Annotated in this window: 16 protein-coding genes; 8 read left to right on the top strand and 8 right to left on the bottom strand. The window is 56.2% G+C overall.

Annotation, left to right across the window (positions count from 1 at the left end):
• Positions 1-106: 106 nt before the first annotated feature.
• The 3 genes from arsB to thrC all read right to left on the bottom strand — a co-directional run bounded on the left by arsB (position 107) and on the right by thrC (position 3,480).
• On the bottom strand, positions 107-1,267 hold the full coding sequence (gene arsB / locus RRF56_RS04590; RefSeq protein ID WP_317036449.1) for an ACR3 family arsenite efflux transporter: 1,161 nt from the start codon (positions 1,265-1,267) through the stop codon (positions 107-109).
• 497 nt (positions 1,268-1,764) lie between these two features.
• Complete coding sequence (locus RRF56_RS04585) at positions 1,765-2,040, bottom strand: MoaD/ThiS family protein (RefSeq protein WP_317036448.1); 276 nt, start codon at positions 2,038-2,040, stop codon at positions 1,765-1,767.
• A 135-nt stretch (positions 2,041-2,175) separates the two neighbouring features.
• Positions 2,176-3,480 carry a threonine synthase gene (gene thrC / locus RRF56_RS04580; protein ID WP_317036447.1) on the bottom strand — a complete coding sequence of 435 codons (1,305 nt, stop codon included), beginning with the start codon at positions 3,478-3,480 and terminating at the stop codon, positions 2,176-2,178.
• 361 nt (positions 3,481-3,841) lie between these two features.
• Between thrC and ntcA the strand changes: the two genes are divergently transcribed.
• From ntcA to RRF56_RS04560, 4 genes are all read left to right on the top strand, one after another.
• Positions 3,842-4,513 carry a global nitrogen regulator NtcA gene (gene ntcA, locus RRF56_RS04575; RefSeq protein ID WP_073607508.1) on the top strand — a complete coding sequence of 224 codons (672 nt, stop codon included), beginning with the start codon at positions 3,842-3,844 and terminating at the stop codon, positions 4,511-4,513.
• A gap of 157 nt (positions 4,514-4,670) precedes the next feature.
• Positions 4,671-6,083 carry a DUF3084 domain-containing protein gene (locus RRF56_RS04570; RefSeq protein WP_317036446.1) on the top strand — a complete coding sequence of 471 codons (1,413 nt, stop codon included), beginning with the start codon at positions 4,671-4,673 and terminating at the stop codon, positions 6,081-6,083.
• 208 nt (positions 6,084-6,291) lie between these two features.
• A complete protein-coding gene (locus RRF56_RS04565) occupies positions 6,292-6,681 on the top strand; it encodes a PadR family transcriptional regulator (protein ID WP_317036445.1) in 390 nt (129 codons plus the stop codon).
• 74 nt (positions 6,682-6,755) lie between these two features.
• Positions 6,756-7,286 carry a cofactor assembly of complex C subunit B gene (locus RRF56_RS04560; RefSeq protein ID WP_317036444.1) on the top strand — a complete coding sequence of 177 codons (531 nt, stop codon included), beginning with the start codon at positions 6,756-6,758 and terminating at the stop codon, positions 7,284-7,286.
• Positions 7,287-7,392: 106 nt separating this feature from the next.
• On the opposite strand, the gene RRF56_RS04555 is transcribed toward RRF56_RS04560, so the two are convergent.
• Positions 7,393-7,716 (bottom strand): DUF3155 domain-containing protein, encoded by a 324-nt coding sequence (locus RRF56_RS04555; RefSeq protein WP_317036443.1) that lies wholly within the window; start codon positions 7,714-7,716, stop codon positions 7,393-7,395.
• 243 nt (positions 7,717-7,959) lie between these two features.
• On the opposite strand from RRF56_RS04555, the gene RRF56_RS04550 reads away from it, so the two are divergent.
• Together RRF56_RS04550 and RRF56_RS04545 are read left to right on the top strand one after the other, a co-directional pair.
• A complete protein-coding gene (locus tag RRF56_RS04550) occupies positions 7,960-9,495 on the top strand; it encodes a HAMP domain-containing sensor histidine kinase (RefSeq protein WP_317036442.1) in 1,536 nt (511 codons plus the stop codon).
• 214 nt (positions 9,496-9,709) lie between these two features.
• Positions 9,710-10,876 carry an alanine--glyoxylate aminotransferase family protein gene (locus RRF56_RS04545; protein ID WP_317036441.1) on the top strand — a complete coding sequence of 389 codons (1,167 nt, stop codon included), beginning with the start codon at positions 9,710-9,712 and terminating at the stop codon, positions 10,874-10,876.
• Between the two features lie 205 nt (positions 10,877-11,081).
• Here the strand turns inward: RRF56_RS04545 and glyQ are convergent, their stop codons facing one another.
• Positions 11,082-11,969 carry a glycine--tRNA ligase subunit alpha gene (gene glyQ, locus RRF56_RS04540; protein WP_317036440.1) on the bottom strand — a complete coding sequence of 296 codons (888 nt, stop codon included), beginning with the start codon at positions 11,967-11,969 and terminating at the stop codon, positions 11,082-11,084.
• Between the two features lie 1,205 nt (positions 11,970-13,174).
• Between glyQ and RRF56_RS04535 the strand changes: the two genes are divergently transcribed.
• Together RRF56_RS04535 and RRF56_RS04530 are read left to right on the top strand one after the other, a co-directional pair.
• Positions 13,175-15,253, top strand: a complete 2,079-nt coding sequence (locus RRF56_RS04535) for an ATP-binding protein (RefSeq protein WP_317036439.1) — start codon at positions 13,175-13,177, stop codon at positions 15,251-15,253.
• Positions 15,254-15,472: 219 nt separating this feature from the next.
• Positions 15,473-16,771, top strand: a complete 1,299-nt coding sequence (locus tag RRF56_RS04530) for a hybrid sensor histidine kinase/response regulator (RefSeq protein WP_317036438.1) — start codon at positions 15,473-15,475, stop codon at positions 16,769-16,771.
• Positions 16,772-16,954: 183 nt separating this feature from the next.
• Here RRF56_RS04530 and RRF56_RS04525 read toward each other — a convergent pair whose 3' ends face one another.
• From RRF56_RS04525 to RRF56_RS04515, 3 genes are all read right to left on the bottom strand, one after another.
• Positions 16,955-18,079 (bottom strand): sensor domain-containing diguanylate cyclase, encoded by a 1,125-nt coding sequence (locus tag RRF56_RS04525; protein WP_317036437.1) that lies wholly within the window; start codon positions 18,077-18,079, stop codon positions 16,955-16,957.
• A complete protein-coding gene (locus tag RRF56_RS04520) occupies positions 18,076-18,759 on the bottom strand; it encodes a PAS domain-containing protein (protein WP_317036436.1) in 684 nt (227 codons plus the stop codon). Before RRF56_RS04520 ends, RRF56_RS04525 begins: the two co-directional genes overlap by 4 nt.
• A gap of 549 nt (positions 18,760-19,308) precedes the next feature.
• Positions 19,309-22,305 carry a chemotaxis protein CheB gene (locus tag RRF56_RS04515; RefSeq protein WP_317036435.1) on the bottom strand — a complete coding sequence of 999 codons (2,997 nt, stop codon included), beginning with the start codon at positions 22,303-22,305 and terminating at the stop codon, positions 19,309-19,311.
• Between the last annotated feature and the right edge of the window lie 360 nt (positions 22,306-22,665).

Raw genomic sequence — 22,665 nt, 5'->3', positions numbered from 1 at the left:
CATGAACCTGATACCTGACGCCTGACACCCCACGTTTAGTGAATCTGCACCTGAAAGTGGACACCCACTAACTGTCCCCGATAGGTGCGCCCAGAGGAACTCAGGTTTACCCGAGGGGTCTGAGGCAGCGGGGATCGGGGAGAGTAGCCTTTTCAGGCTCTCGGGGAAACCAAAAGGCGGTACGCTTGCACACCTCCACCAGCATGAGCATGACCGGCACTTCGATCAGTACGCCAACGACGGTGGCCAGGGCGGCTCCAGAGTTGAGACCAAACAGGGTAACGGCGGTGGCGATCGCCACCTCAAAGTGGTTACTCGCCCCAATCAATGCCGCTGGGGCTGCATCCTCATAGACCAGCCCGAGCTTTTGCCCAGTCACATAGGTGATCAGAAAAATGAAGTTGGTCTGAATAAACAAGGGCACTGCGATCAGCAGAATATGCAGCGGGTGACGAACAATCAAATCGCCCTTAAAGGCAAACAGCAGCACCAGGGTGGTCAACAGCGCGATCGTCGCCACTGGGCTCAGGTATTTGAGAAACACCTGGTCAAACCAGGCCCTTCCCCGGTGGCGCAAAATCCAGCTGCGGGAGACCGCCCCCGCCAGCAGGGGCAACCCCACATAAATCAGCACCGATAGCACAATGGTCTGCCAGGGTACCGCCAGATTGTTGGCGGCCAACAGCCACCGTCCCAAGGGCGCATAGAGAAACAGCATAGCCAGAGAGTTGATGGCTACCATCACCAAGGTCAGCCCCTGGTTGCTAAACGAGAGATAGCCCCACATCAGCACCATGGCGGTGCAGGGGGCAATGCCTAACAAAATTGTCCCGGCAATGTAGGAATCGGCTAAGGCAATTTCGCCACCGCGAATCATTTCGGTGCTCGTTAGTAGAGGACGAAAGATCCCCCCCAAAAAGAACTGAGCAAACAGCACCATAGTGAAGGGCTTAATCAGCCAGTTCACCACCAGGGTCAATAGCACCGGTTTGGGGGTTTGGGCGGCCCGCTGCGCTTGAGAAAAATCGATCTTCACCATGATGGGGTACATCATGAAAAAGAGACAGACGGCAATGGGCACCGACACCTGGTAGACGCTCATTCGATCCAGGGCGACGGCTACCCCCGGAAACAGGCGTCCGAGGGCGATGCCTGCCAGAATGCAAAGCGCCACCCACACCGTCAGGTAACGTTCAAAAAAGCTCAACTGTCCCCCAGCGTTATAGGCTTTTGGGTTGGGGGTGGCATGGGGTTGATTCGTTGACATGGTTCACGTCGAAGCAAGGGACGGCGGATGGCTGTAACCCGTCTGGCTAAGGCATTGCCAAAATCAGCGTTTAAATGTTTGGACGATTTTGGGACTGCTTGATGCCTAACCAACCTAACGACAGCTATCCTGAAAACACTATATTTCAAATAAAGTTGATACGTTAATCATAGGGGGTTTCAGCAGTCCTAGAGTAAGCACTCTGGGGCAATTACCTGGCGATCGCCGCGATCCAGGCCAGTCCGATCCACCTATTTCCCAGGCCAGATCGCCATAGATATAGCCGTAGTCACTTGGGTTTAGGACCTCCAGATACCTTAGAAACGTTCGAACGTTCAAACGTTTTTAGGGAAAATGTCTTCACCAGACCGGCTACAGCTATAGATCACCAGCGATCGCAAGCCCAAAAAAATCCTACAAAAACCCCCAAGAGATTGATTCTCTTGGGGGTTTACAATGCAGTCCAACTTAAGTTGCCATCGGTCTAGTCAGGGAGATCAGCCGCCCGCCACAGCAGGTACGATGCTGACCTCGTCTCCATCGCTCAGGGCGGTGTCTTTGCCGTCGAGAAAACGAATATCTTCGCTGTTGACGTAGAAGTTGACAAACCGGCGCAACTCGCCAGAGTCGTCGCAGAGCCGGGCCTTAATGCCAGGACAGTTGCTCTCTAGGTGATCGAGTAGCTCAACAATATTGCCGCCATCGCACTCGATGGTGGCCTGCTCTTTAGTGAACTTTTGCAGCGGGGTAGGAATGAGTACTTTTACAGCCATAGGTGTGAATGAATGAATCGGGAAAAACTAATTTGCGGTGGCGCTCAGGGCTTTAGGTGCAGGGTCTGACGGGAGGTACAGCCCCCACCTTAAACCCTAGACCTAAAGCCTGAGACCTTTATAGGTGGACGGCACCTAAACGGACACTTGCTGCCATTCCAGGCGCTCAAGGGTGCGCGAACGCTCTAGGGCACGCTCAAAGCTGTCGAGCTTGGGCTCAATGGTGAACGGTTCGCCAATATAGCCCTGCACCGCCTCCTGCGTCTTCAGACCGTTGCCGGTAATGTAGACAACAGTCGATTCGTCGGGATCAATCTTACCGGCTTCTACGAGCTTTTGTAGCACCGCAATGGTTGTGCCCCCGGCGGTTTCGGTAAAGATGCCTTCGGTTTCGGCCAGTAGCTTCATGCCAGCGATCACTTCGGCATCGGTGACCGACTCAATATTGCCGTTGGTCTTGCGGGCAATATCGAGGGCATAGATGCCGTCGGCGGGGTTGCCAATGGCGATCGATTTAGCAATGGTGTTGGGCTTCACCGGGGTGACAAAATCTCGACCTTCTTTAAAGGCTTGGGCAATGGGCGAGCAGCCTTCAGCCTGGGCACCGCTAAAACGCACGGGCTTGTCATCGACTAGGCCCACCTTGACGAACTCCTGGAAGCCCTTGTAAATCTTGGTGAACAGCGACCCTGAGGCCAGGGGAGCCACAATGTGGTCAGGCAAGCGCCAGCCCAACTGTTCGGCCACTTCATAGCCCAAGGTCTTAGAGCCTTCAGAGTAGTAGGGGCGCAGATTAATGTTTACAAACCCCCAGCCGTGGGTGTTGGCCACCTCAGAGCAGAGCCGGTTGACCTGGTCATAGTTGCCCTGCACGGCCATTACCGTGGGGTTGTAGATCAGGGTGCCCAGCACTTTACCGGCTTCTAGATCGGAGGGGATGAAGACACAGCAGTCGAGACCAGCATGGGCAGCGATCGCCGCAGTAGAGTTGGCCAGGTTACCGGTGCTAGCGCAAGAGACCGTGGTAAAGCCCAGTTCCCGAGCCCGAGTCAACGCCACCGACACCACCCGATCTTTAAAGCTCAGGGTGGGCATGTTGACAGCGTCATTCTTTATATAGAGTTCTTTGAGCCCTAGGCGTCGCGCCAGACGGTTGGCCCGCACCAAGGGCGTCATGCCCGTACCGACATCGATGGGGTTGCTGCCCTCAACCGGTAGAAAGTCTTTGTAGCGCCAGATCGACAAAGGACCCGCCTGAATCGTTTCGCGGGTAACCCGCTGGCGAATCGCGTCGTAGTCATAGGCTACTTCTAGGGGACCAAAGCACACGTCTTCGCACACGTGCCTGGCACCTAGATCGTAAGTTTCACCGCACTCACGGCATTTGAGGGCTGAAAAAGTGGGCTTTGCAGCGATGGAGCGTTCAATGGACTGCGTCATGGCGTTTTCTCTAGGGCTTCTCGATGGACAGTAGTTGGTCTGCTTAAGTTATTCAGAACGTAACACTGGTGACAAGCGTTGGTCAAATATACCCGACTTTTTTGGTCGGGTATAGGGATGAGCGCAAATTCTGGCTCAGAGGTCAACAAAGTAGTGTGTTATACAAACGCGCCCCGGGGAGTTGAGGTTAAGTGTTTTAAAGTCATGGAACGTTTGCATTATTTAGATGTCCCAGACCGCTCAAACTGCTCTATGCTTGGTGCCCAAGTAGCGCTCTGTAATTGGGGCCTGGCGCTCGGTTTAGGGCTGTAGTTGTCTGGTTCAGTACAGGTGATTTCTGTGACGCTCTTAGCAGAACAATATGGTAGTGACTCAAGATAAGCCCCTTGCCAATGTTTTTCGCCAGCTATCTGGGGGAGCCTTTCCTCCGGTGGTTGAGTCCTACGAACGGGGCAAAACGATTTTTTTCCCCGGCGACCCGGCAGAACGGGTTTACTTTTTGTTGAAAGGGGCGGTTAAGCTGTCGCGGGTGTATGAGGCTGGCGAAGAAATCACCGTGGCTCTCCTGCGTGAAAATAGCGTGTTTGGGGTGCTGTCGTTGATTACGGGCAACCGTTCCGATCGCTTCTATCACTCCGTTGCCTTTACACCGGTTGAGCTGCTGTCGGTGCCCATCGAGCAGGTTGAGCAGGCCCTAGAAGAAAACCCTGAACTGGCGCTGCTGATGCTGCGAGGTCTCTCGTCTCGCATTTTGCAGACTGAAATGATGATTGAGACCCTGGCCCACCGCGACATGGGCTCTCGCCTGGTCAGCTTTCTGCTGATTCTATGCCGTGACTTTGGGGTGCCTAGCCAGGATGGCATTACCATCGATCTCAAGCTGTCTCACCAGGCGATCGCCGAGGCCATTGGCTCTACCCGTGTGACCGTAACCCGCCTGCTGGGCGATCTGCGCCAGGAGGGCATGATCTCCATATATAAGAAGAAGATCACCGTCCACGACCCCGTCAACCTCAGTCAGCAGTTTACTTAAGCTCCGTTTGAGCTTGCAGCTGCCGGTCTAAGCCGGCGGCTCAGACCGGCAGCTTAGGTAAACCGATTAGGTAGACAGGTCGCCGTTGACACGATTAAGGCGTACAAGGCCTTAACCCATGCAGTAGAGTAAATGCAAACTCCCCTGTGGCAGGTGCATGGTTTCTGGTTACGTACTAATTTTGGCGGTGTTAATGCTGGGGGGCATGATTGCGACCATTGGCGATCGCGTGGGCACCCGGGTTGGTAAAGCCCGCCTGAGTCTATTTAACCTGCGTCCCAGGCAAACCGCTACCCTTGTCAGCATCGCGACCGGCAGCGTCATCTCAGCATCTACCCTAGCGCTGCTGTTTGGGGTGAGTAGTCAACTGCGCACCGGGGTGTTTGAGCTGGGTAGAATTCAGGCCGACCTGGCCAATGCCGAAGCTGATCTGGCCCAAGCCCAGGCCACCCAATCAAGCGTTGAGGCCGATCTGGAGTCGGCGACCGACGAGCGACAGCGGGCCTTGAGCCGGCTGCAAGAGATTAACCAGTCGCTCAATCAGGCCGTAGCTCAGCAGGAAGCCACCGAGGGCCAACTGCGCCAGACCCAGAGCCAACTCGACGCGGTTTCGCAGCAGGCCGCCACCCTGCGCCAGTCTACCGATGTGCTGCGGGTGCAGCGCGATAACCTGCTCCAGCAGCAGGCCGCCATTGGTAGCCAGATTGCCCAGCGCGATCGCGCGATCTCTGAACTAGACCAACAGATTGCCCAGCGCGATCAGCAAATCGCCCAGCGAGAGCAACTCCTGGCCGATCTCGAAGTTGAACAAGACTTTTTAGAGCAGCAGGTTGCCGATCTGCAAAACCAATTTCAGGGCCTCTTTCGCGGCAACATTGCCCTCAATCGCAACCAAGAAATTTTGGTAGGCCAGGGGCGGGCTGAAAATCGAGCCCAGGCCGAGGAGTTTGTCGCCAGTTTTCTAATCGAGGCCAATCGGCTGGTGGCTCGGGCCATTGCCCCCGGAGCCTTTATCGACCAGCAAATTTTGTTGATTGGCAATCGGGAAGTAGAGGCGCTGATTAGCCGTTTGGCCAGTGGTGAAGATTATGTGGTGCGCCTGCTGTCTGCGGCCAACTATATTACGGGTGAACCCTGTGTAGTGCAGGGGGGCGAGCCCTGTGTCCAGGTGTTTATTGACGCTACGCCCAATCAGCAGGTTTACGCCCAGGGAGAGCGGTTAGCCACCGTCGCTCTAGAGTCGCCGCCCTTTGGCGATCGCCAGCTAGTCGAGCGGCTCAACCTGCTGCTGGCCGCCGCCCAGTTTCGGGCCCGTCAAGACGGTGTGGTCAGCGATACCCTGCAAGTGGCTGACAATCGCCCTGAAACTATTCTGAGCTTTCTCGAAACTGTCCAGCAGCTGGGCCAGACCGTAGACCTACAGGCCATTGCCGCGACCGATATTTTTACCGCCGGGCCGGTGCAAATTCACCTGGCGGCGGTGAGCGATGGCCGTATTCTATTTCAAACCAATCGTCCTGCCTTGCCCTTAGAAAACAGTACTGGATTGCGCGATCGCGATCGCCGCTAGGCCTTTGAGGATCCAGTCCAAATTATCCTTGGTGGCGAATATTTAATAATGTCTAAAAAAATTTGCAGATAGTTACCATATGGCCCTACTTCGATACCGTGGGGATCACCTGTGTTTAGAATTAGCCTATTCGTTGGCGGCTAAATCGGTTGCTTTTAACCCTGGCCTGCATAAAGCAGGCAAAATTTAACATATCTGGAGCGATCCCATGAAATTTGAGGATATTTATCAGTTCTTCGAGGATCCACCGCCCATCTATCTAAATAAAGAGCTTGCTGTTTGCTATGTGCTATCGGTGTTGCTCCAGCAAGACTCCTACGGCACCGAGCTGATCCAGTGGTTAACCCTGCACTACCCTCATTATCGTCTATCTGACACAGTGCTTTACGGGGCGCTTAAGTTTCTGGAGGACGAAAAGGCCATTGATGGCTACTGGAAAAAAGTAGAGGGTCGAGGCCGCCCCCGCCGTATGTATCGCCTGAACCCCGACTGGCGACTACAGGCTGAAGAACTGGCCGAATTCTGGAAAACCTATATGGGCGATCCAGTGCGGCCAGCCTACAACCAAAGCCCAGCCTTTTCATCTCCTAGGCTCTAAGTTCGGCTGGCCAGGCCGATCGGAATGTCTCAAGATTCCGTACCCTAGAAAGGTACCTCTGCTTTGGCCCAGCCGTGACCGAAACCGTAACCTATTCCACCTTAGTTCTAACCCTGCTGATGATGGTGGGGTTAGTCTTTTTTATTCGGGCCTCTACCAAAGCTCGCCTCGAAACGCGAACGCTGGTGAAACCTATGGAGCCTTTGGCATTACTCCAAGAGTTAACCACCTATTTTGAGGGGCGGTCCTACGCAGTTGCTGCTGCTGAGGCCGAGGCCCAGCGCATTGTGTTGCGAGGGCGGGTTCGCCCCAGCCTCTTCCTTGCAGGGTTCTTAACGCTGTTAGCCGCCGTCGGTGCCCTGTGCTTTGCCCTGGTGCTGACCAATCTGTGGCCGGCTTACAGTACGGGGTTTCTCGCGTTGTTAGGGCTGGCCCCAGCGGCAGGATGGTTTTACTGGCGTGGCTCCGATCGCGATGAAGAGATTATTTTAGCGGTGCAGCCCAACGCGGCCTCAGCGTCACCGGTACCAACAGCCACGGTGACGATTACGGCCCACCGCGACGAACTCATTGCCCTAGAGCAGACCCTAGGTCGCCAAGGCTAAAAAAAAGCCAGCCTACTATAGGCTGGCTTTTGTCCTATTTAGACTACTTTAGACTGCGGGTTTTGCTGACGTCGTTAGCGTCGGTGTTCCCTGCAACCCGTGCAATCTAGTGAGTCAAGGTCTCCAGGGCTGAGGCATCCTCTTCCTCTTCGCCCAGCAGCACCCTCAGACTGGGAAAGAGAAAATGATTCTCTTCCACATACTGGGCACCAAACAAACCCTTTTCGGCCCAAAAGTACCGGTCGGTAGTATGCTCATTCCGTTTGACCAGCAGCAGGGCTGGGGGGGCGATGCCCTCGGAATGAATAAAATTCCGAGCTGCGGTAACGGGTTTTTCGTTGCCGCTCTCAATACTATACTGAGGAACAGCTTCTAAAATTCGACGGCCTTCTAAGCGACGACGACTCTTACGCTTGCGTCTCCTTGCCAAGTTGCCTACCTCCCTCTCAGTGGATATTTGGATGTAGTTTCGGTTACAAAATTTGTTAACCAGGCCAAGTATATAGGCTCAAAATAAGAATTTCAACTTCTCTTAAAAAACTGGCTAAAGGCCCTACACACCAGGGCTTGTAAAGGATACAAGGGTATTTGCAGGCGATCGCCCTGAACAGAATTGTTAAAAAATTGACAAAACTTTAATTTTTATTCCGTCAGACTCTTATGTTGCTCCGCCATGCTTGGCTCTCCTAGTTCCGAATTTATCACCCTGTGCCAATCCCAGGTGCTCTTGCTAACTCAGGCCTTGGGGGCCGTTTCGACGGTGGTATACCTGGCTGAGGCCACGGCAGAATCCCTCAGCCCTACCCTGGTGCCCCTGGTGGCTTACCCAGAGAACGCCGACCTGTGGATCGGCCTGAGAGATGGGCTGGCGGCGGTTTCCGAAATTGGCGATGAGCCTAAAGATGGCTTATCGTCGCCTCAGGCGGCTGTACAGCCCCAAGGTTGGCTCCACCGGGCGTCAGGTCTAGATCAGGCGTTACCGGTTTACCCCCCTCAGCTCTACGAGGCCTTTGGGGATGTTGAGGTGTCACTGTCCCCAGGGTTGGATCCGGCCCCCGCTTCGGAGTTAGACTCTGAACCAGCGGCGTACCCGCTGGTCTTGCCCCTGGCCCACGAAGGGGTGGTGCTAGGTATGCTGGTCAGCACCCGTGAATCTAGCCCCTGGACCCCCGACGACTACCAGCAGGCGGAGCAGGTGGCCAGCACCCTGGCGATCGCCTGCGTGATGGACCAGCGCAGTCAGTGGCTCCAGCGCCAGCTCAACCAGCGCCAGCTCAGCCAGGCCGATCAGTCAGAAACCTTCCACGATCTGCTCCACCAGTTTCGCAATCCGCTGACGGCGCTGCAAACCTTTGGCAAGCTGATGGTCAAACGCCTCCCCGCCGAAGACACCAACCGCCCCATTGCCGAGGGCATTGTGCGCGAGAGTCGCCGATTGCAAGATCTGGCTGAGCACTTTGACGCCGCCGTGGCTGAGGGCGATGAAGCTCTGGGTAAGGCAACCATGCCCCCGGTTAGTGGGTTGCTTTTGCCGGGAGAGGCGGCTGCGAATGCGGCGTCGGGCGAGGGAAAAAATTGGTCAGGCTCAGCCGAAGTGCTGGCGATCGCCCCTGCCCAGGGCCATGGTCTAGGGCGATCGCTCATCGTCAAACCAGGGGCGATCGCCGATGTCGCTCTACCGCTGATGCAGTCTACGCTGCCCTTGGCCCAGGAGCGGGGCCTGCACCTGGTGCACCACATTCCAACCCCCTTGCCCCAGGTTTGGCTTGACCCCGCCGCCCTGGGCGAAGTGCTCCATAACCTGCTCGACAACGCCCTTAAATATTCGCCGCCGGGGGCGTTGATTTGGGTGACAGCGGGGTTGTTGCAGCGTTTAGATGACCAGGTTTTCCAAGGCATTGCTGTCGGCGATACGGGAGCGGGCATTCCGGCAGCAGATCAGCCCCAGCTCTTTACCCGTCACTTTCGCGGCATTCAGGCCCTGGGCGATATTCCCGGTACGGGTCTGGGGTTGGCGATCGTGCAAGACCTAGTGTTGAGCATGGGCGGTCACCTCGATTTGATCAGCCCTGTGCAGGGTACTCCCTGGGTGCCACCCGAGGCCGCCGCCTACCCCCCTGGCCCTGGAGCATTGTTTGTGGTGTGGCTGCAAGTTTCTCCCGGAGAAGCCCTGTCAACCCTAGAGGCTACGCCCAAACCGTTAGGGTAAGGGTAACCCAGCGCTCGTCAGCCACTGTAGGGTGGGCAGTGCCCACCATTAGTGAGAAGTTGTTCGGAAGTCCCCTTAGGGTAAAGCAGCCCATCAGTGATGCTGACCGCCACCAGCGGTGTTTGACGCTACAGAATACCGCATCCATAGGAGAATGAAACCAGGCTAGCCCCGCCGACCAACCCCTTTGTCCTATTCATGTTCAGTGTTACTCATGGCAACCACCCTTTCCCCCAATGGCTCTGTCCGCCTGGCTCCACCAGCCTCTATTGCTCCCTTAGCCGTACCCCGGCGACTGTTGCTTGGGCCTGGCCCCTCCAATGCCGACCCCCAGGTGATCGCCGCTATGAACCAGCAGCCGATTGGCCACCTCGACACGGCCTACTTAGCCATGATGGATGAGGTGCAAGACCTTTTGCGCTATACCTGGCAGACCGCCAACCCGCTCACCTACGCGGTAGCTGGCACCGGGTCGGCGGCTATGGAAGCTACCCTGGCCAATGCGGTGGAACCGGGCGATCGCGTTCTTGTCTGCGTTAAGGGCTATTTTGGCCATCGCCTCGTCGATATGGCCCAGCGCTACGGGGCTGACGTTGTCACTATTCACCGCCCCTGGGGCGAAGCCTTTACCTTAGAGGAGTTGACCGCTGCCCTAGACCAACATCGGCCCGCCGTACTGGCGATCGTCCATGCTGAAACCTCGACCGGTGTGCGCCAACCCCTCGAAGGGCTAGGGGCCGCCTGCGCCGCCCACGACTGTCTGCTGGTGGTCGATACCGTCACTAGCTTAGGCGGCGTGCCTATTTTTCTAGACGACTGGCAGGTCGACCTTGCCTACAGCTGTAGCCAAAAGGGCCTGAGCTGTGCCCCTGGCATTTCTCCCTTTACCATGAGCCCCCGCGCTGTCGCCAAACTAGAGCGGCGGCGTCAGCCTGTCGCCAACTGGTACCTCGATGCCGCTCTGCTGCGCAAATATTGGGGGCCAGAGCGCGTCTACCATCACACTGCTCCGGTTAATCTCACCTATGCCCTGCGTGAAGCCCTCCGCCTGGTGGCCGAAGAAGGGTTAGAAGCCCGTTGGCAGCGCCACCAGCAGACCGCCACCTACTTCTGGGCTGGGCTCGCCGACCTCGGCCTCACCTGTCACGTCGAAGAATCACTGCGCTTACCCACGCTAACCACCGTGCGGGTGCCCGATGGCGTTGATGCCAAGGCCGTAGGTCGCCAGCTCATGGCCGACTACAACATTGAAGTCGGCGGCGGCCTCGGAGAACTGGGCGGCAAAGTGTGGCGTATTGGCCTGATGGGCTACAACAGTCAGCCAGAGCATGTCGATACGCTATTGCAAGCCCTAGGCACAGTGCTGCGTCAAGCCGCCTAAGGAATGGGGGTTTATTCAAAGGGCTCATAGGTTGGTGGGATAGGCCTCTTGCCTGTCTAGTCTAGACAGGCAAGAGGCCTATCCCACAAGGCGTACAGAAGAGGGCCATTCACCGATCGCAACCGTGGTTAGCCAACGGTGCCTGAAACCCGACACCTAGCACCTGAAGCCCTCAGTCAGAGTCCCTGTACGCTACCAACCATGGCTAAGCCACGTTCTGCTGGCTGCCTTCCAGCAGTGGGAACCCCAGCTTTTCGCGCTGCTCTAGGTACAGCTGGGCTACCCGCCGCGCTAACCCTCGCACTTGGCGAATGTATCGGGTCCGCTCGGTGACCGAAATGACCCCCCGCGCATCTAGCAGGTTGAAGGTGTGAGAGCACTTCAGCACGTAGTCGTAACTCGGCAGCACCAGCCCCCGATCCATCAGTTGCTCGGCCTCCTGCTGGTATAGGTCAAACAGCGTGAATAACAGCTCAGGGTTAGAGGCCTCAAAGTTGTAGGTTGAGTTCTCAATTTCTGCTTGCATATAGATGTCGCCGTAGGTCAGCTGGTCATTCCACTGAATTTTGGCGATCGCATCTACCTCCTGCAAATACATGGTCAATCGCTCCAACCCGTAGGTCAGCTCGATGGAGACCGGGCGGCAGTCAATTCCTCCGCACTGCTGAAAATAGGTGAACTGGGTAATCTCCATACCGTCTAGCCACACCTCCCAGCCCACGCCCCAGGCACCGACCGCCGCATCTTCCCAGTTATCCTCTACAAACCGAATGTCATGGTCTTCGGGCTTAATACCTAGCGCCCGCAACGACTCTATATAGGTCTCCTGAATATCATCAGGGGACGGCTTGATCAAAACCTGGTACTGAAAGTAATGCTGATAGCGGTTCGGGTTCTCGCCATAGCGCCCATCTGCGGGTCGTCGGCAGGGCTCTGCGTAGGCCACCGCCCACGGCTCTGGGCCTAGCGCCCGCAAAAACGTATGAGGACTCTTGGTGCCCGCACCCTTCTCTGTATCGTAGGGCTGCATAATTACGCAACCCTGCTTGGCCCAAAAGTCATTCAGCGTTGCTATCACAGACTGAAAGTGCACAGCTTTCCCCCAGTTACTAACCCAGACGTATTACCTTTACTAGTATTCAACAGACTTGGCCCCGATCGGCGAGCGATCTGCTCCTCTTCCAGCGCTTCTATCCCAAAACCTCAGGCCCAAGACATCAAAACCAGCGCTTCAGACGGCGATCGCGCACTAGCGATGCCCCCTCAGGTTCAACATCAGTGTTGTCCCGGAGCTGTCACCTAAGTAGGTTTACTGGCGTGGTCATACCGAAGCCGACTTGGCTACCCCCGATTTTGCTGAGCGAACGGTGGTAAGGCCTCCGGCCAGGCTATGCCAACGCCCCTACCGGTTGACCGGTTGGGAATTGGGGGTATGTAATTCGAATTTGGTCTCAGAGGCCGCTGGGGCCGGTGAGTTAGGACTGTTGGCCCCAATTGCAACTTTGACCCGATCGCTGAGGGATGGTTGGGCGCAGGACGGGTTGGCGAGCTCCGTAGAAACCCGTGCAAACTGGGTGGTTAGTTTGGGCCAATGTGGGGTAAATCTACGGAATTCAAGAACCGTCGTATTTGCTGATTCGCGCACTTTGCAATTGAGACACAATTTAAACATCTCAACCCGCTGTTCAGCGCACTGTCTTTTAATCTCATCAAACGTGATTGTCTGTCTCTGAGGTGCTTACTATGCAGTGTCAACCGCTGATCACCCGCTGCCCCGACTGTGGGTGCGAAAGTCTGCGTAATTTTTCCCTTCAATCGTCAGCCGAGCCAATCTTGTGTCCGCGCCGGGAAATTATCGAGACGGAATGTCCTAGATGTGACTATTTGATGCGGATGTGCTCTCTCAATGGTCGGGTGATCGAATCCCACTCATCGGGCATTTCGCTCAGGCCTCGGCCCCTATGACTATCTAGGTGCTGCTACGCAAGTAAAGCCACCCTGTCTGCGTGATTATACGGTTTGATCTAAAACCGGTCAGGATGGCACTGGGACGTTGATGGCTCCGGCTATCGGCGGGGTGGGGAACAGAATCCTCTAATTGCCAGCCTTTAAACCCTACCCTCAATGCATTCCCCGCCCAATGGGGCCTCAATTTCTCCGTGAATATCGCTAGGTTTACCCAGACAAGCATCAGTATTTTTGCGTAGTCAGCCGCAACGAAACTCCCTCAGGGTTGCGGATGTCAAGGGGTGACAGGAACGAGAAGCTAGATCTATGCGAATACTTTAGAGATCCCTGATGGCTGCTGAGCACGCGTCTGCCCCCCTGTCTCCCAGCGATCGCCTGCTCCAGGGCATTGCGATCGCCACCAACCGACTGCTGACGGTCAAAGACGCCAATGCCGCTGTACAACTGGCGCTGGCGGCCCTAGGCCAAGCCACCGACGTCGATCGCATCTACGTTTTTGAAAACCATCTCCACGCAGAAACCAAGGGTATGGCTAGCAGCCAGCGCTGGGAGTGGGTGGCCCCCGGAGTGACGCCAGAGATCGACAATCCAGAGCTGCAAAATTTGCCATATCAGCAAATTTTGCCCCGCTGGTACGACACCCTGCGCCAGGAGCAGCCTATTTTGGGGGTGATCAAAGACTTCCCTGCCACCGAGCGCCAGCTGTTAGAGCCCCAGGGCATTCAGTCAATTTTGGTGGTGCCTATCTTCATTCGCGACTATTTTTGGGGCTTTGCTGGCTTTGACGACTGCCACCAACCCCGCCAGTGGAACCCCAACACCCAGGCGGCTTTAATGGCGATCGCAGGCAGCATCGGCGGTGCAATTTCCCAGCGGCAGACCGAGACCGCCCTCACCCAGCTCAACGAGACCTTAGAACACCGGGTTCAAACCCGCACGATCGAACTACAGCAGGCCAAAGAGTCGGCAGAGCAGGCCAATCGCGCCAAAAGCGACTTTCTAGCCAGTATGAGCCATGAGCTGCGTACCCCCTTGAATGCCATTCTCGGTTTTTCTCAGGTCATGCTGCGAGACTTGAACCGCGCCCAAGTGCAGAGCCAGCTGAGTCGTCTGACTGAGCAGCGGGAAACCCTGAGCATTATTCACCGCAGCGGCGAACATCTGCTGTCGCTAATCAACGACGTGCTCGACATGGCCAAAATTGAGGCGGGTCAGCTCACCCTGAGCGAAGCCCCCTTTGACCTCCATGCCATGCTCGAAGCCCTGATCGAAATGCAGGGTTTGCGGGCCGAAGACAAGCGGCTGACCCTGGAGTACCACTGCGCTGCCGAAGTGCCCCAGTGGATAACCGGCGATGAACGCAAGCTGCGTCAGGTGTTGCTCAACTTGCTGGGCAATGCGATTAAGTTTACCCAAGCCGGATCAGTGACCCTGCGGGTGACGACAGCTGAGGCCCAGCCGGGGGCTCAGCCGCTGAGGTTTGAGGTGGTGGATACCGGGGCGGGCATTGCGGCGGACGAAATCGGTACTCTGTTTACCCCGTTTGTACAGAGTGAAACCGGGCGTAACGCCCAGGAAGGCACGGGGCTAGGACTGGCCATCAGCCGCCAGTTCGTTGAGCTGATGGGGGGACGGCTGGAGGTAGAGAGCACCGTTGGCCAGGGTAGCTGTTTTCAAGTTGCGATCGCCGTTGCCCCAGCCTCAGCTATTGTTTCTGAGCCGGCCCCCAAACGGCAGGTGGTGGGGGTCGTGCCCGGTTCTCCCACCTATCGCCTGCTGGTTGTCGATGATCACTGGGAGAACCGCCAGTTTTTGCGTCAGCTCTTAAACCCCCTGGGCTTTGAAATTGACGAAGCTGAAAATGGTGAACAGGCCATTGTGCAATGGCAACAGCGGCAGCCCCACCTGATCTTGATGGACATTCGTATGCCGGTGATGAATGGCTATGCGGCGACACGGGCGATTAAGGCCATGGCCGGGGGCGAGAAGACCCCCATTATTGCTGTTACCGCCAGCGTGTTTGAAGACGAGCGGGCCAATATTTTCAGCGCAGGCTGTAATGACCTGGTGCGCAAACCCATCGACGAAGTGGTGCTGCTCGATCGCCTCGCCCAGTATCTGGCCCTAGAGTATATCTACACCGATACCGTTACCTCGACGGCAGTGGTTCCTAGCCCTAGTCAGGCGGCGATCGCTACGGCCTTGGCCCGTCAGTCTCAGTCCTGGATTGCCCAGCTTCACCTGGCGGCGCGGGGCGCAGACGAAGATCACATCTATGCCCTGGTGGCTCAACTCGACAGCCAGGAGGACACCCTGGCTCGGGGGCTGACTGAACTAGTCAATGACTTTCGCCTAGACGAGATTGTGCGGCTCACCGCTGCTGAGCCAGCGCTAATCTCTCAACCCTAGAGGCTTGCGATCGTGTCTGTCCCCGCCGTATTCTCTATCCCCTCATTCCTATCCCCTCATTGAACTCTGAGGTTTTATGGCTGCTTGTTCCTGTATTCACCTCCACCGGGTCTTGTGTCTAGGGCTGGCCCCCTGTGCCGTCGCTTTTTCTATCGTCAGCAGAGGCACTAACCTCGCTGGTCTGGAGCCTGTACCTAAGTCCCCCACCTAGCTGCTGCTATGCCCTACGACCACGATTCATTCCCCAAAGGCGATATTTTAGTCGTCGATGACCGTGCCGATAACTTGAGGCTGCTGGCCAATTTACTGAACGACCAGGGGTACAAAGTTCGTAAGGTGATCAAGGGCGAACTCACCTTTGATGTGGCCGTGGTCAACCCCCCCGACCTGATTCTGCTCGACATCATTATGCCGGATATAACCGGCTTTGAGATTTGTCAACAGCTCAAGGCCGATGGGCGCACCCAGGCTATTCCAGTAATTTTTCTCAGCGCCCTTGACGAACCTCTCGACAAGGTGAGGGCGTTTGCCGTAGGAGGCGAAGATTACATTACCAAACCCTTTGAAATTGAAGAGGTAGTGGTCCGCATTGAGCACCAGCTGCGCCTGGTTCGCATGCAGCGGCAGCTCCATGCGCAAAATCAGCAGCTACAGAGCGAGATCGCTGATCGCGAAAAGGCTGAAACTGCTCTGCAGCAGATCAACCAGGAGCTAGAAACCCGCATTGCCCAGCGCACGACCGAAATTACCCAGGCCAACCGGCAATTGCAAACCTTGGGTCAGCAGCTCAAGCAAGCCCTCGATCAAGAACAGGCGCTCAGTCAGCTTAAGTCTCAAATTATCACCGCTATTTCCCACGAATATCGCACGCCGATGGCGATTATTAGTAGCTCGGTGGGGGTGCTAGAAAACTACGCCGATCAGCTGACTGTGCCACTGCGGCAAAAGCATTTTTTCCGTATTCAAGCGGCTATTCAGCGGATGACTGACTTGATCGACGATGTGATTTTTTTGAACTATTTGGAGTTTGGCAATCGCAACCCGGAGTTGGGTGTAGTCGATCTGAAGGCGATCGCCCAAGGTGCAATCGCTAGTCTGTCCCCAAGCCAATCGCCTAGCCATGACATTCAGGTTCTCTTAGCGGCTGACTGCCAGTTCCAAACTACCGATGCTCGATTGATTACCAAAATATTACTCAATCTATTGAGCAATGCGATTAAATTTTCCCCTGCTAATCCAAACATCAAACTTCAGATTGGCTGTGACTCTAAGTGCTTTTTCTTTATCATCCAAGATCAGGGAATTGGCATTCCAGAGGCCGATCAAGATCGCATACTAGAGTCATTTTATCGGGCCGCCAATGCTGAAAATATCCAGGGTGTAGGCCTGGGTCTAACCATCGTCAAAAAATGTGTAGATCTGCTCGGGGGGCAGATTTCCATCGTCAGCACGCTAAACCAAGAAACTACGGTAACAGTCAGCTTCCCCATCGGTATCAACGCCAGCCTTGACGCCTGAGGTCCACCCCCGTTACCTAGAGCTCACCGGCTAAGTCAATGTCTAAGGTTAACTCTATTAGTAATCTGCTAAGCCAAAGGTGGCAGGTTGTTGGGTTTCGGGTTTCAGAGCTGCCATAAACCTGAGAGCTGGAAGCTGACCCCCTCACCGTTTAGAGCCTGTCACAATCAGCTTGCTTAAGGCCTAGCTTGGTTCGCTATCGCCAATGCAGTTGACGTTTAACTCCGACTGGTAAAAACGGTAGGTATTGCGGCCCTGGTTTTTGGCCTGATACAGAGCTTGGTCGGCGTGGCGCAGCAGGGTGGTTGGGTCGGTGCCATTTTGAGGAAAGAGGGCGATGCCAATGCTGGTGCCAATGTGCAGTTGGTGGGCATTGACCGCGAAGGAGGGTTGCAGGCTCTCTAAAATGCGATCGCAGGTGTGCTCCACCGACTCTGTCGCTGTCAGCCGAGAGATCACTAAAATAAACTCATCACCGCCCCAGCGCACCAGCAAATCTTCCTCGCGCAGGCAGCGGGCCAGGCGCTGGGCCACTTGGTGCAGCATTTGGTCGCCTACGCCGTGGCCCAGGCTGTCGTTGATGGCTTTGAATCGGTCAAGGTCTAAAAAAGCTACTGCCACCTGGGTCTGTTGACGATTGGCCTGGGCCAGCACCTTGGGCAAATAGGTATCGAGAAAGGCGCGGTTGGGTAGACCGGTAAGCAGGTCGTAGAAGGCCTGACGGTGAATTTTAGCTTCGGCCTGCTTTTTTTGGGTGATGTCTCGCACCAACCAGCGCAGGCGGGCTTCGCCATTCTCGTGGCTGATGGAAACGGTCATGGCCACATTGATGGCTGTACCCTCTCGGGGTGCAATCTGGGTTTCCCAAGTTTTGGTGGGTAAGGGCTGGCTGGAACGGTTGATCTGGGCCAGCAGGGCATAGAAGGCACGACGGTGCTGGACCGGGAAAAATAGCACCATGGGTTTGCCTACCAGTGACGTCTGGGGCAGTCGCAGCAGGGCGGCGATCGCCACATTCCCCGCCTGAATAAGGCCCTTGGCATTGGTCACCAGGTAGCCGTCGGGGGCGAGGTTAAACAGGTCTTGGTAGCGTTGCCGCTCGGTTTCTAGCTGCTGGCGGTAGTCGGCCAGGGCCTGATTTTGCTGAAGCAGATCCTCGTGGGCGGTGCGCAATTCTTCAAGCACCAGGTTGAGGTCTTCTAGGGCTAAGGCCACTAGCTCAGGCCGAATGGGCGACGCGCTGGCCTGCTGGTGCAGCAGCAGCGCCCGTTGCTGCACGGCATCAATGCGCTCAAACATTGTGCTCATTGCGATCTGCCCTGACGACAGTTGTTGAGGTCTTGACGTAGTTGGGCATTGGCCTGGGTGAGTTCTGCGATGCGGGCAGCGATTAGATCGTCGAGATCGGTGTGGGCTGTCGGTTGCTGCTGCTCTAGGCGGCGCTGCTGAGAAACGTCTCGCAGCAACCAAAGAATAGTGGTCACCCCTTGGCGGCTGTCTTTGAGGAAATTGGTGGTGATCGCCACCGTAACTGGCTCCTGCTGCCGCGATTTGAGCATGACTTCCCAGGGTGTAGCGGGGTGGGGCTGAGCCAGCCGCCGCTGAAACTCTGGCCAGTCGCCCTGCTCGATCAGCACCACTAGGGGTTTGCCCACCAGCCCCGTCTGGGGGAGGGCAAATAAACTCTCTGCTGCTCGGTTGGCGTGATAGATTTTTCCTTTGCTGTCGGTGACTAAGTAGCCATCGGGAGCTAGCTCAAACAGGGTGCGATAGCGCTGGCGTTCGAGGTCTACCTCGCCTCGGGTGGCGCTGAGTCTTTGGTTTTGCTGGTGCAGCTCGGCATCTACCGCCTGGAGCTCTTCGAGCACGAGGTAGAGGTTGTCAAGGGCCAAATTTAGCAGCGATGGATCGACAGGGTTGGTAGTGGCCTGCTCGCGCAGCCGCAGAGCACGTTGGTAGACAGCCTCAATTTGATGCGAGATACCCATTGGGTCAGCTTCCCAGGATGGTTGATCATCCAAAAAAAATGCGGCTAGCAGCACCTGCCTTAAAAGTTTGATTTCAGCTTAAAAAGCGCTTACTTCTTAGTCTCTTTATTATATCAATATATTTCGCCAAGTATAGCCATCGGCGGACTTAGGGGATTTTTAAAGAAGCAGATACCTCCATTTAGGGGCGTAGGCCCTGCACTCTGGGAATGATGCAAAAATCTGGGTATTTTTGTGCCAGAGTTATCCTAGCTCTTTCTTCGCCAGTTGTACCAAACCAAACCCAACCCCCCCCGATTCGAAACATATACCTCGTAGGGGCATTGCACTGCAATACCCCTACGAGGTATATGGGGTAGATGTCAGCCTGCAGCCAGGTTGGTTTTTTGCTGTTGATTTCACCTTGTAGCTGTAGCCAGGCCGGTTAAGATATTTTCTCCAAGAACGTTTGAACATTCGAACGTTTCTAGGGTTTCTGGATGTCCTAACCCAAGTGACTATGGCTATACTTTTCATACATTAAATCAAACTATTTTTTGGGAATATCTTTTATCCGCCGTTAGCGGTGCGATCGCCCCCGGTTTCAATCGCCAGCAGCACCAAATCGTCGCCGTTGACCTGGGTCATTTTGCGGGCATTGAGCCGCATGGTCTGGGGGCCAATGGTTTCAAAGCTGTGCACCACTTCAAAGTCGTTGACCTGCAAGTCTTGGGGCAGCAGGTCGTAGAGCAGCGATCGCAGCTGAGGAATATCCCACTGGCCGTTGCCCAGCGCAAAGATCGATCGCCCCTCGGTGTCGCTGGGGCTGACCTGAAAGGTCTGATAAAACTGCCGATTGGCCGTCACCACCTGCAGATCGTGGTCGAGCACCACCAGAGCTTCGCGCACGGTCTGCACAATGGCGTCGGCGTAGTCGCGGGCCTGGCGCAGCTGGTCAGCGGCGCGCCGCAGGCTGTCGATATCCACCAGCACCACTACGGCACCGTCAATGCGGTTGTCGAGGGTACGGTAGGGGCGAATCCGCAGGTCGTACCAGTGGCCCGACCGATCCTGCACCTCCTGGCTGCTCTGCTCCAGGGTGGTGATCACGTTCAAAATTCTGGCTTCCAGGTCACTCACCATCAGGCGGTGGTTGATGTCTCCCAGGGGGCGGCCCACATCGCCGGGAATCAGGTTAAATAGGGCGGCGGCGGTGGGGGTGAAGCGGCGAATGCGCAGGTCATCTTCCAGCATCAGAATGGGAATATGAATGCTGCTGAGCAGGTTTTGAAAGTCGTCGCTGATCCGGGTGGTCTCGGCGTTGCGGCGGTAGAGTTCGTCGTTGATGGTGCTGAGTTCTTCGTTGGTAGCCTGAATTTCTTCCTTGGCGGTTTGCAGCTCTTCGTTAGTGCTTTGCAGCTCTTCGTTGCTGGAGAGAATTTCTTCGTTGGCGGCCCGCAAATCCTGGTTGGTGGCCTCCTGCTCTTGGATGATCGATTGCAGGTGCGATCGGGTGGTGTCGAGATCCTGCTGGAGCGCGAGGTTTTCCTGCAAATACTGCTTGATCTCTAGGGTCGCGGCGGGGTCGCCATCTGCGGCAGGAACCTCGCTAACGCCCCCCTCCAGACCATCAGTAAACAGCACCAGGTAGTAGGCCTTGCCCGCAGGCTGGGGCTCTAGGGGCACAATCTCGATCTGCACCGCGTGGGGGCGATCGCCCGTCGTCAGCTGCAGCGATCGCCGCTGCACCGCCTGGCCCGTTTGCTGAGCCTCGTAGAGAGCCGTGCGCAGGTCGAGCCGCAGCCCTCCTTTGGCCATGGTGAGCAAATTGAGGCTGGCGCGACCGGGGGCCGGCTCCAGATAGGCCCCGGTCTGCCCCCGAAACTGCAAAATCTCCAGCCGGTCGTTCACCAGCACCCCTGCCGGGCCATAGCGATTGAGCACCGTTTGGTCGGCCAGAGCGTAGAGGTCAATGTCTTGACTGCGATCGCGAGGTGGGTCGGGTCGGGGGGGCTGGGGGTTGGGGGTGTAGGCAGTGGGGTCAAAGTCAAAGCTCAAGGGCAGCGATGACGACTGCTTGGCGTAGAGTTTATAGCGGCTGTCCACTAGCGAAAATAGGGCGCTAAACTCCCCCACCGTCTCCGATGACCCCAGCAGCAAAAAACCGTCGGGCTTAAGCCCGTAGTGAAACATGGGCAGCACCTTGCTTTGCAACGCCGCCCCAAAGTAAATCAACACATTGCGGCAGCTAATTAAATCCAGCCGCGAAAAGGGCGGGTCGGTGATTAAATTTTGGCAGGCAAAAACGCACAGCTCCCGCACCACTTTGTTGATTTGGTAGCCACCGTCAGCGGGCACAAAAAACCGCTGCAACCGCTCCGGCGACACATCGCTGACCTGGCTGGGCGAGTACCAGCCAAAGCGGGCCACCTCAATGGCCAACTCGCTGACATCGGTGGCAAAAATTTGAATCGGCGGGCTAGCGCTGTGGCGACCCAGGTACTCCAGCAGGCAAATGGCAATGGAGTAGGCCTCTTCGCCGGTCGAGCAGCCCGCTACCCAAATGCGCAGGGGTTGGTCGGGGTTGCGTTGGCCCTCTTGGGCCACTCGTTGAGTATCGCGCAGTAGAGCCGGAAACACCATTTGCTCCAGAGCCGTAAACACCTCCCGATCGCGGAAAAAACTGGTCACACCAATCAAAATTTCCTGGTGCAGCGCCTGCACCTCTTTGGGGTTAGCCCGCAGGTACTGACCGTAGCTCTCTAGGCTTTCTAGATGGTGCAGGGCCATACGGCGAAAGATGCGCCGTTTCACGGTGGTGGGCTTGTATTGGGCAAAGTCGACCTTGGTGGCTCGCTTCATCTGGGCGAGAATGGCGGCTAGGGCGTCGGTGCTAGGGTTGCTTTCCTGGGGTGCTGCTGGCTCCGCCGGGCTGGAGATGCTGACATAGGGGTGCTCGCTGAGGCTAGCCAGGGTGTGGGCAATCTCCTCCGGCGGTTGAATGAAATCGACTTGCCCAGTGGCGATCGCCATATGGGGCATGCTGCTAAATTTGGCCGACGCCTCCGACTGCGAAAAGGTGATGCCCCCCGCCGCCTTGATCGCCTCCAGGCCCAGGGTGCCATCGCCATCGGCCCCCGAGAGCACCACGCCAATGGCTTTGGTGCCCCGCTCCTGGGCCAGGGCGCTAAAGAATCTGTCGATGGTGTGGCTGCCGGTGCGCGATCGCGGTCGGGGTTGCAGCCGCAGCTCGCCCGCCACAATGGTCATCGCCGCATTGGGGGGAATAACGTAGACCTGGTTGGGGGCGATCGCCACCCCATCGGTCACCTCCAGCACTGGCATCTCGGTGGTGCGGCCCATGATTTCGCTCAGCAGGCTGGGCTGGCTGGGGTCGAGGTGCTGCACCAGCACAAAGGCCATTCCCGTGGTGGCGGGCAGATGGCTAATCAGTTGGGTAAAGGCCTCTAGCCCTCCCGCCGATGCCCCAATCGCCACCACCGGGAACAACTCTTCTGACTGGATAGAGACTGGTGGGGCGTCATCGGCGGGAGGCGGGAGAAGCATACTTAGGGTGAGCTGTGGCTAAAACTAATTGTGCTGAGCACCGATCTGAGTCATTTTAGATACAAACAGTTTGAGACAAACAGTTAGATACAAACAGTATGACGACTCAGCTCCCCATTGCGATCGCGACGTTTGTCTAGCTGGGCTGGACTCTCTCTGTTGCAGCCGCTAGCCAATTGAGACCGGTGAGCTAACCCAAACAACGCTAAACTGGTCAGTAGATTGCCTGCTTGAAACGTCGGCATCATTTTCCACCCATTTAAACTAAAGATTAAACATCAGTCTGTCATCCTAAAAGAGACTCTCGCTCCATGGTCAGATCATAAAATACCCAGCCAAGATCAGCTGATATTGCCAAAG

Origin of the sequence: Nodosilinea sp. E11 (genome assembly GCF_032813545.1) — a bacterium.
Taxonomy (GTDB): Bacteria; Cyanobacteriota; Cyanobacteriia; order Phormidesmidales; family Phormidesmidaceae; genus Nodosilinea.
This window is presented reverse-complemented; position numbering and strand designations above follow the sequence as displayed.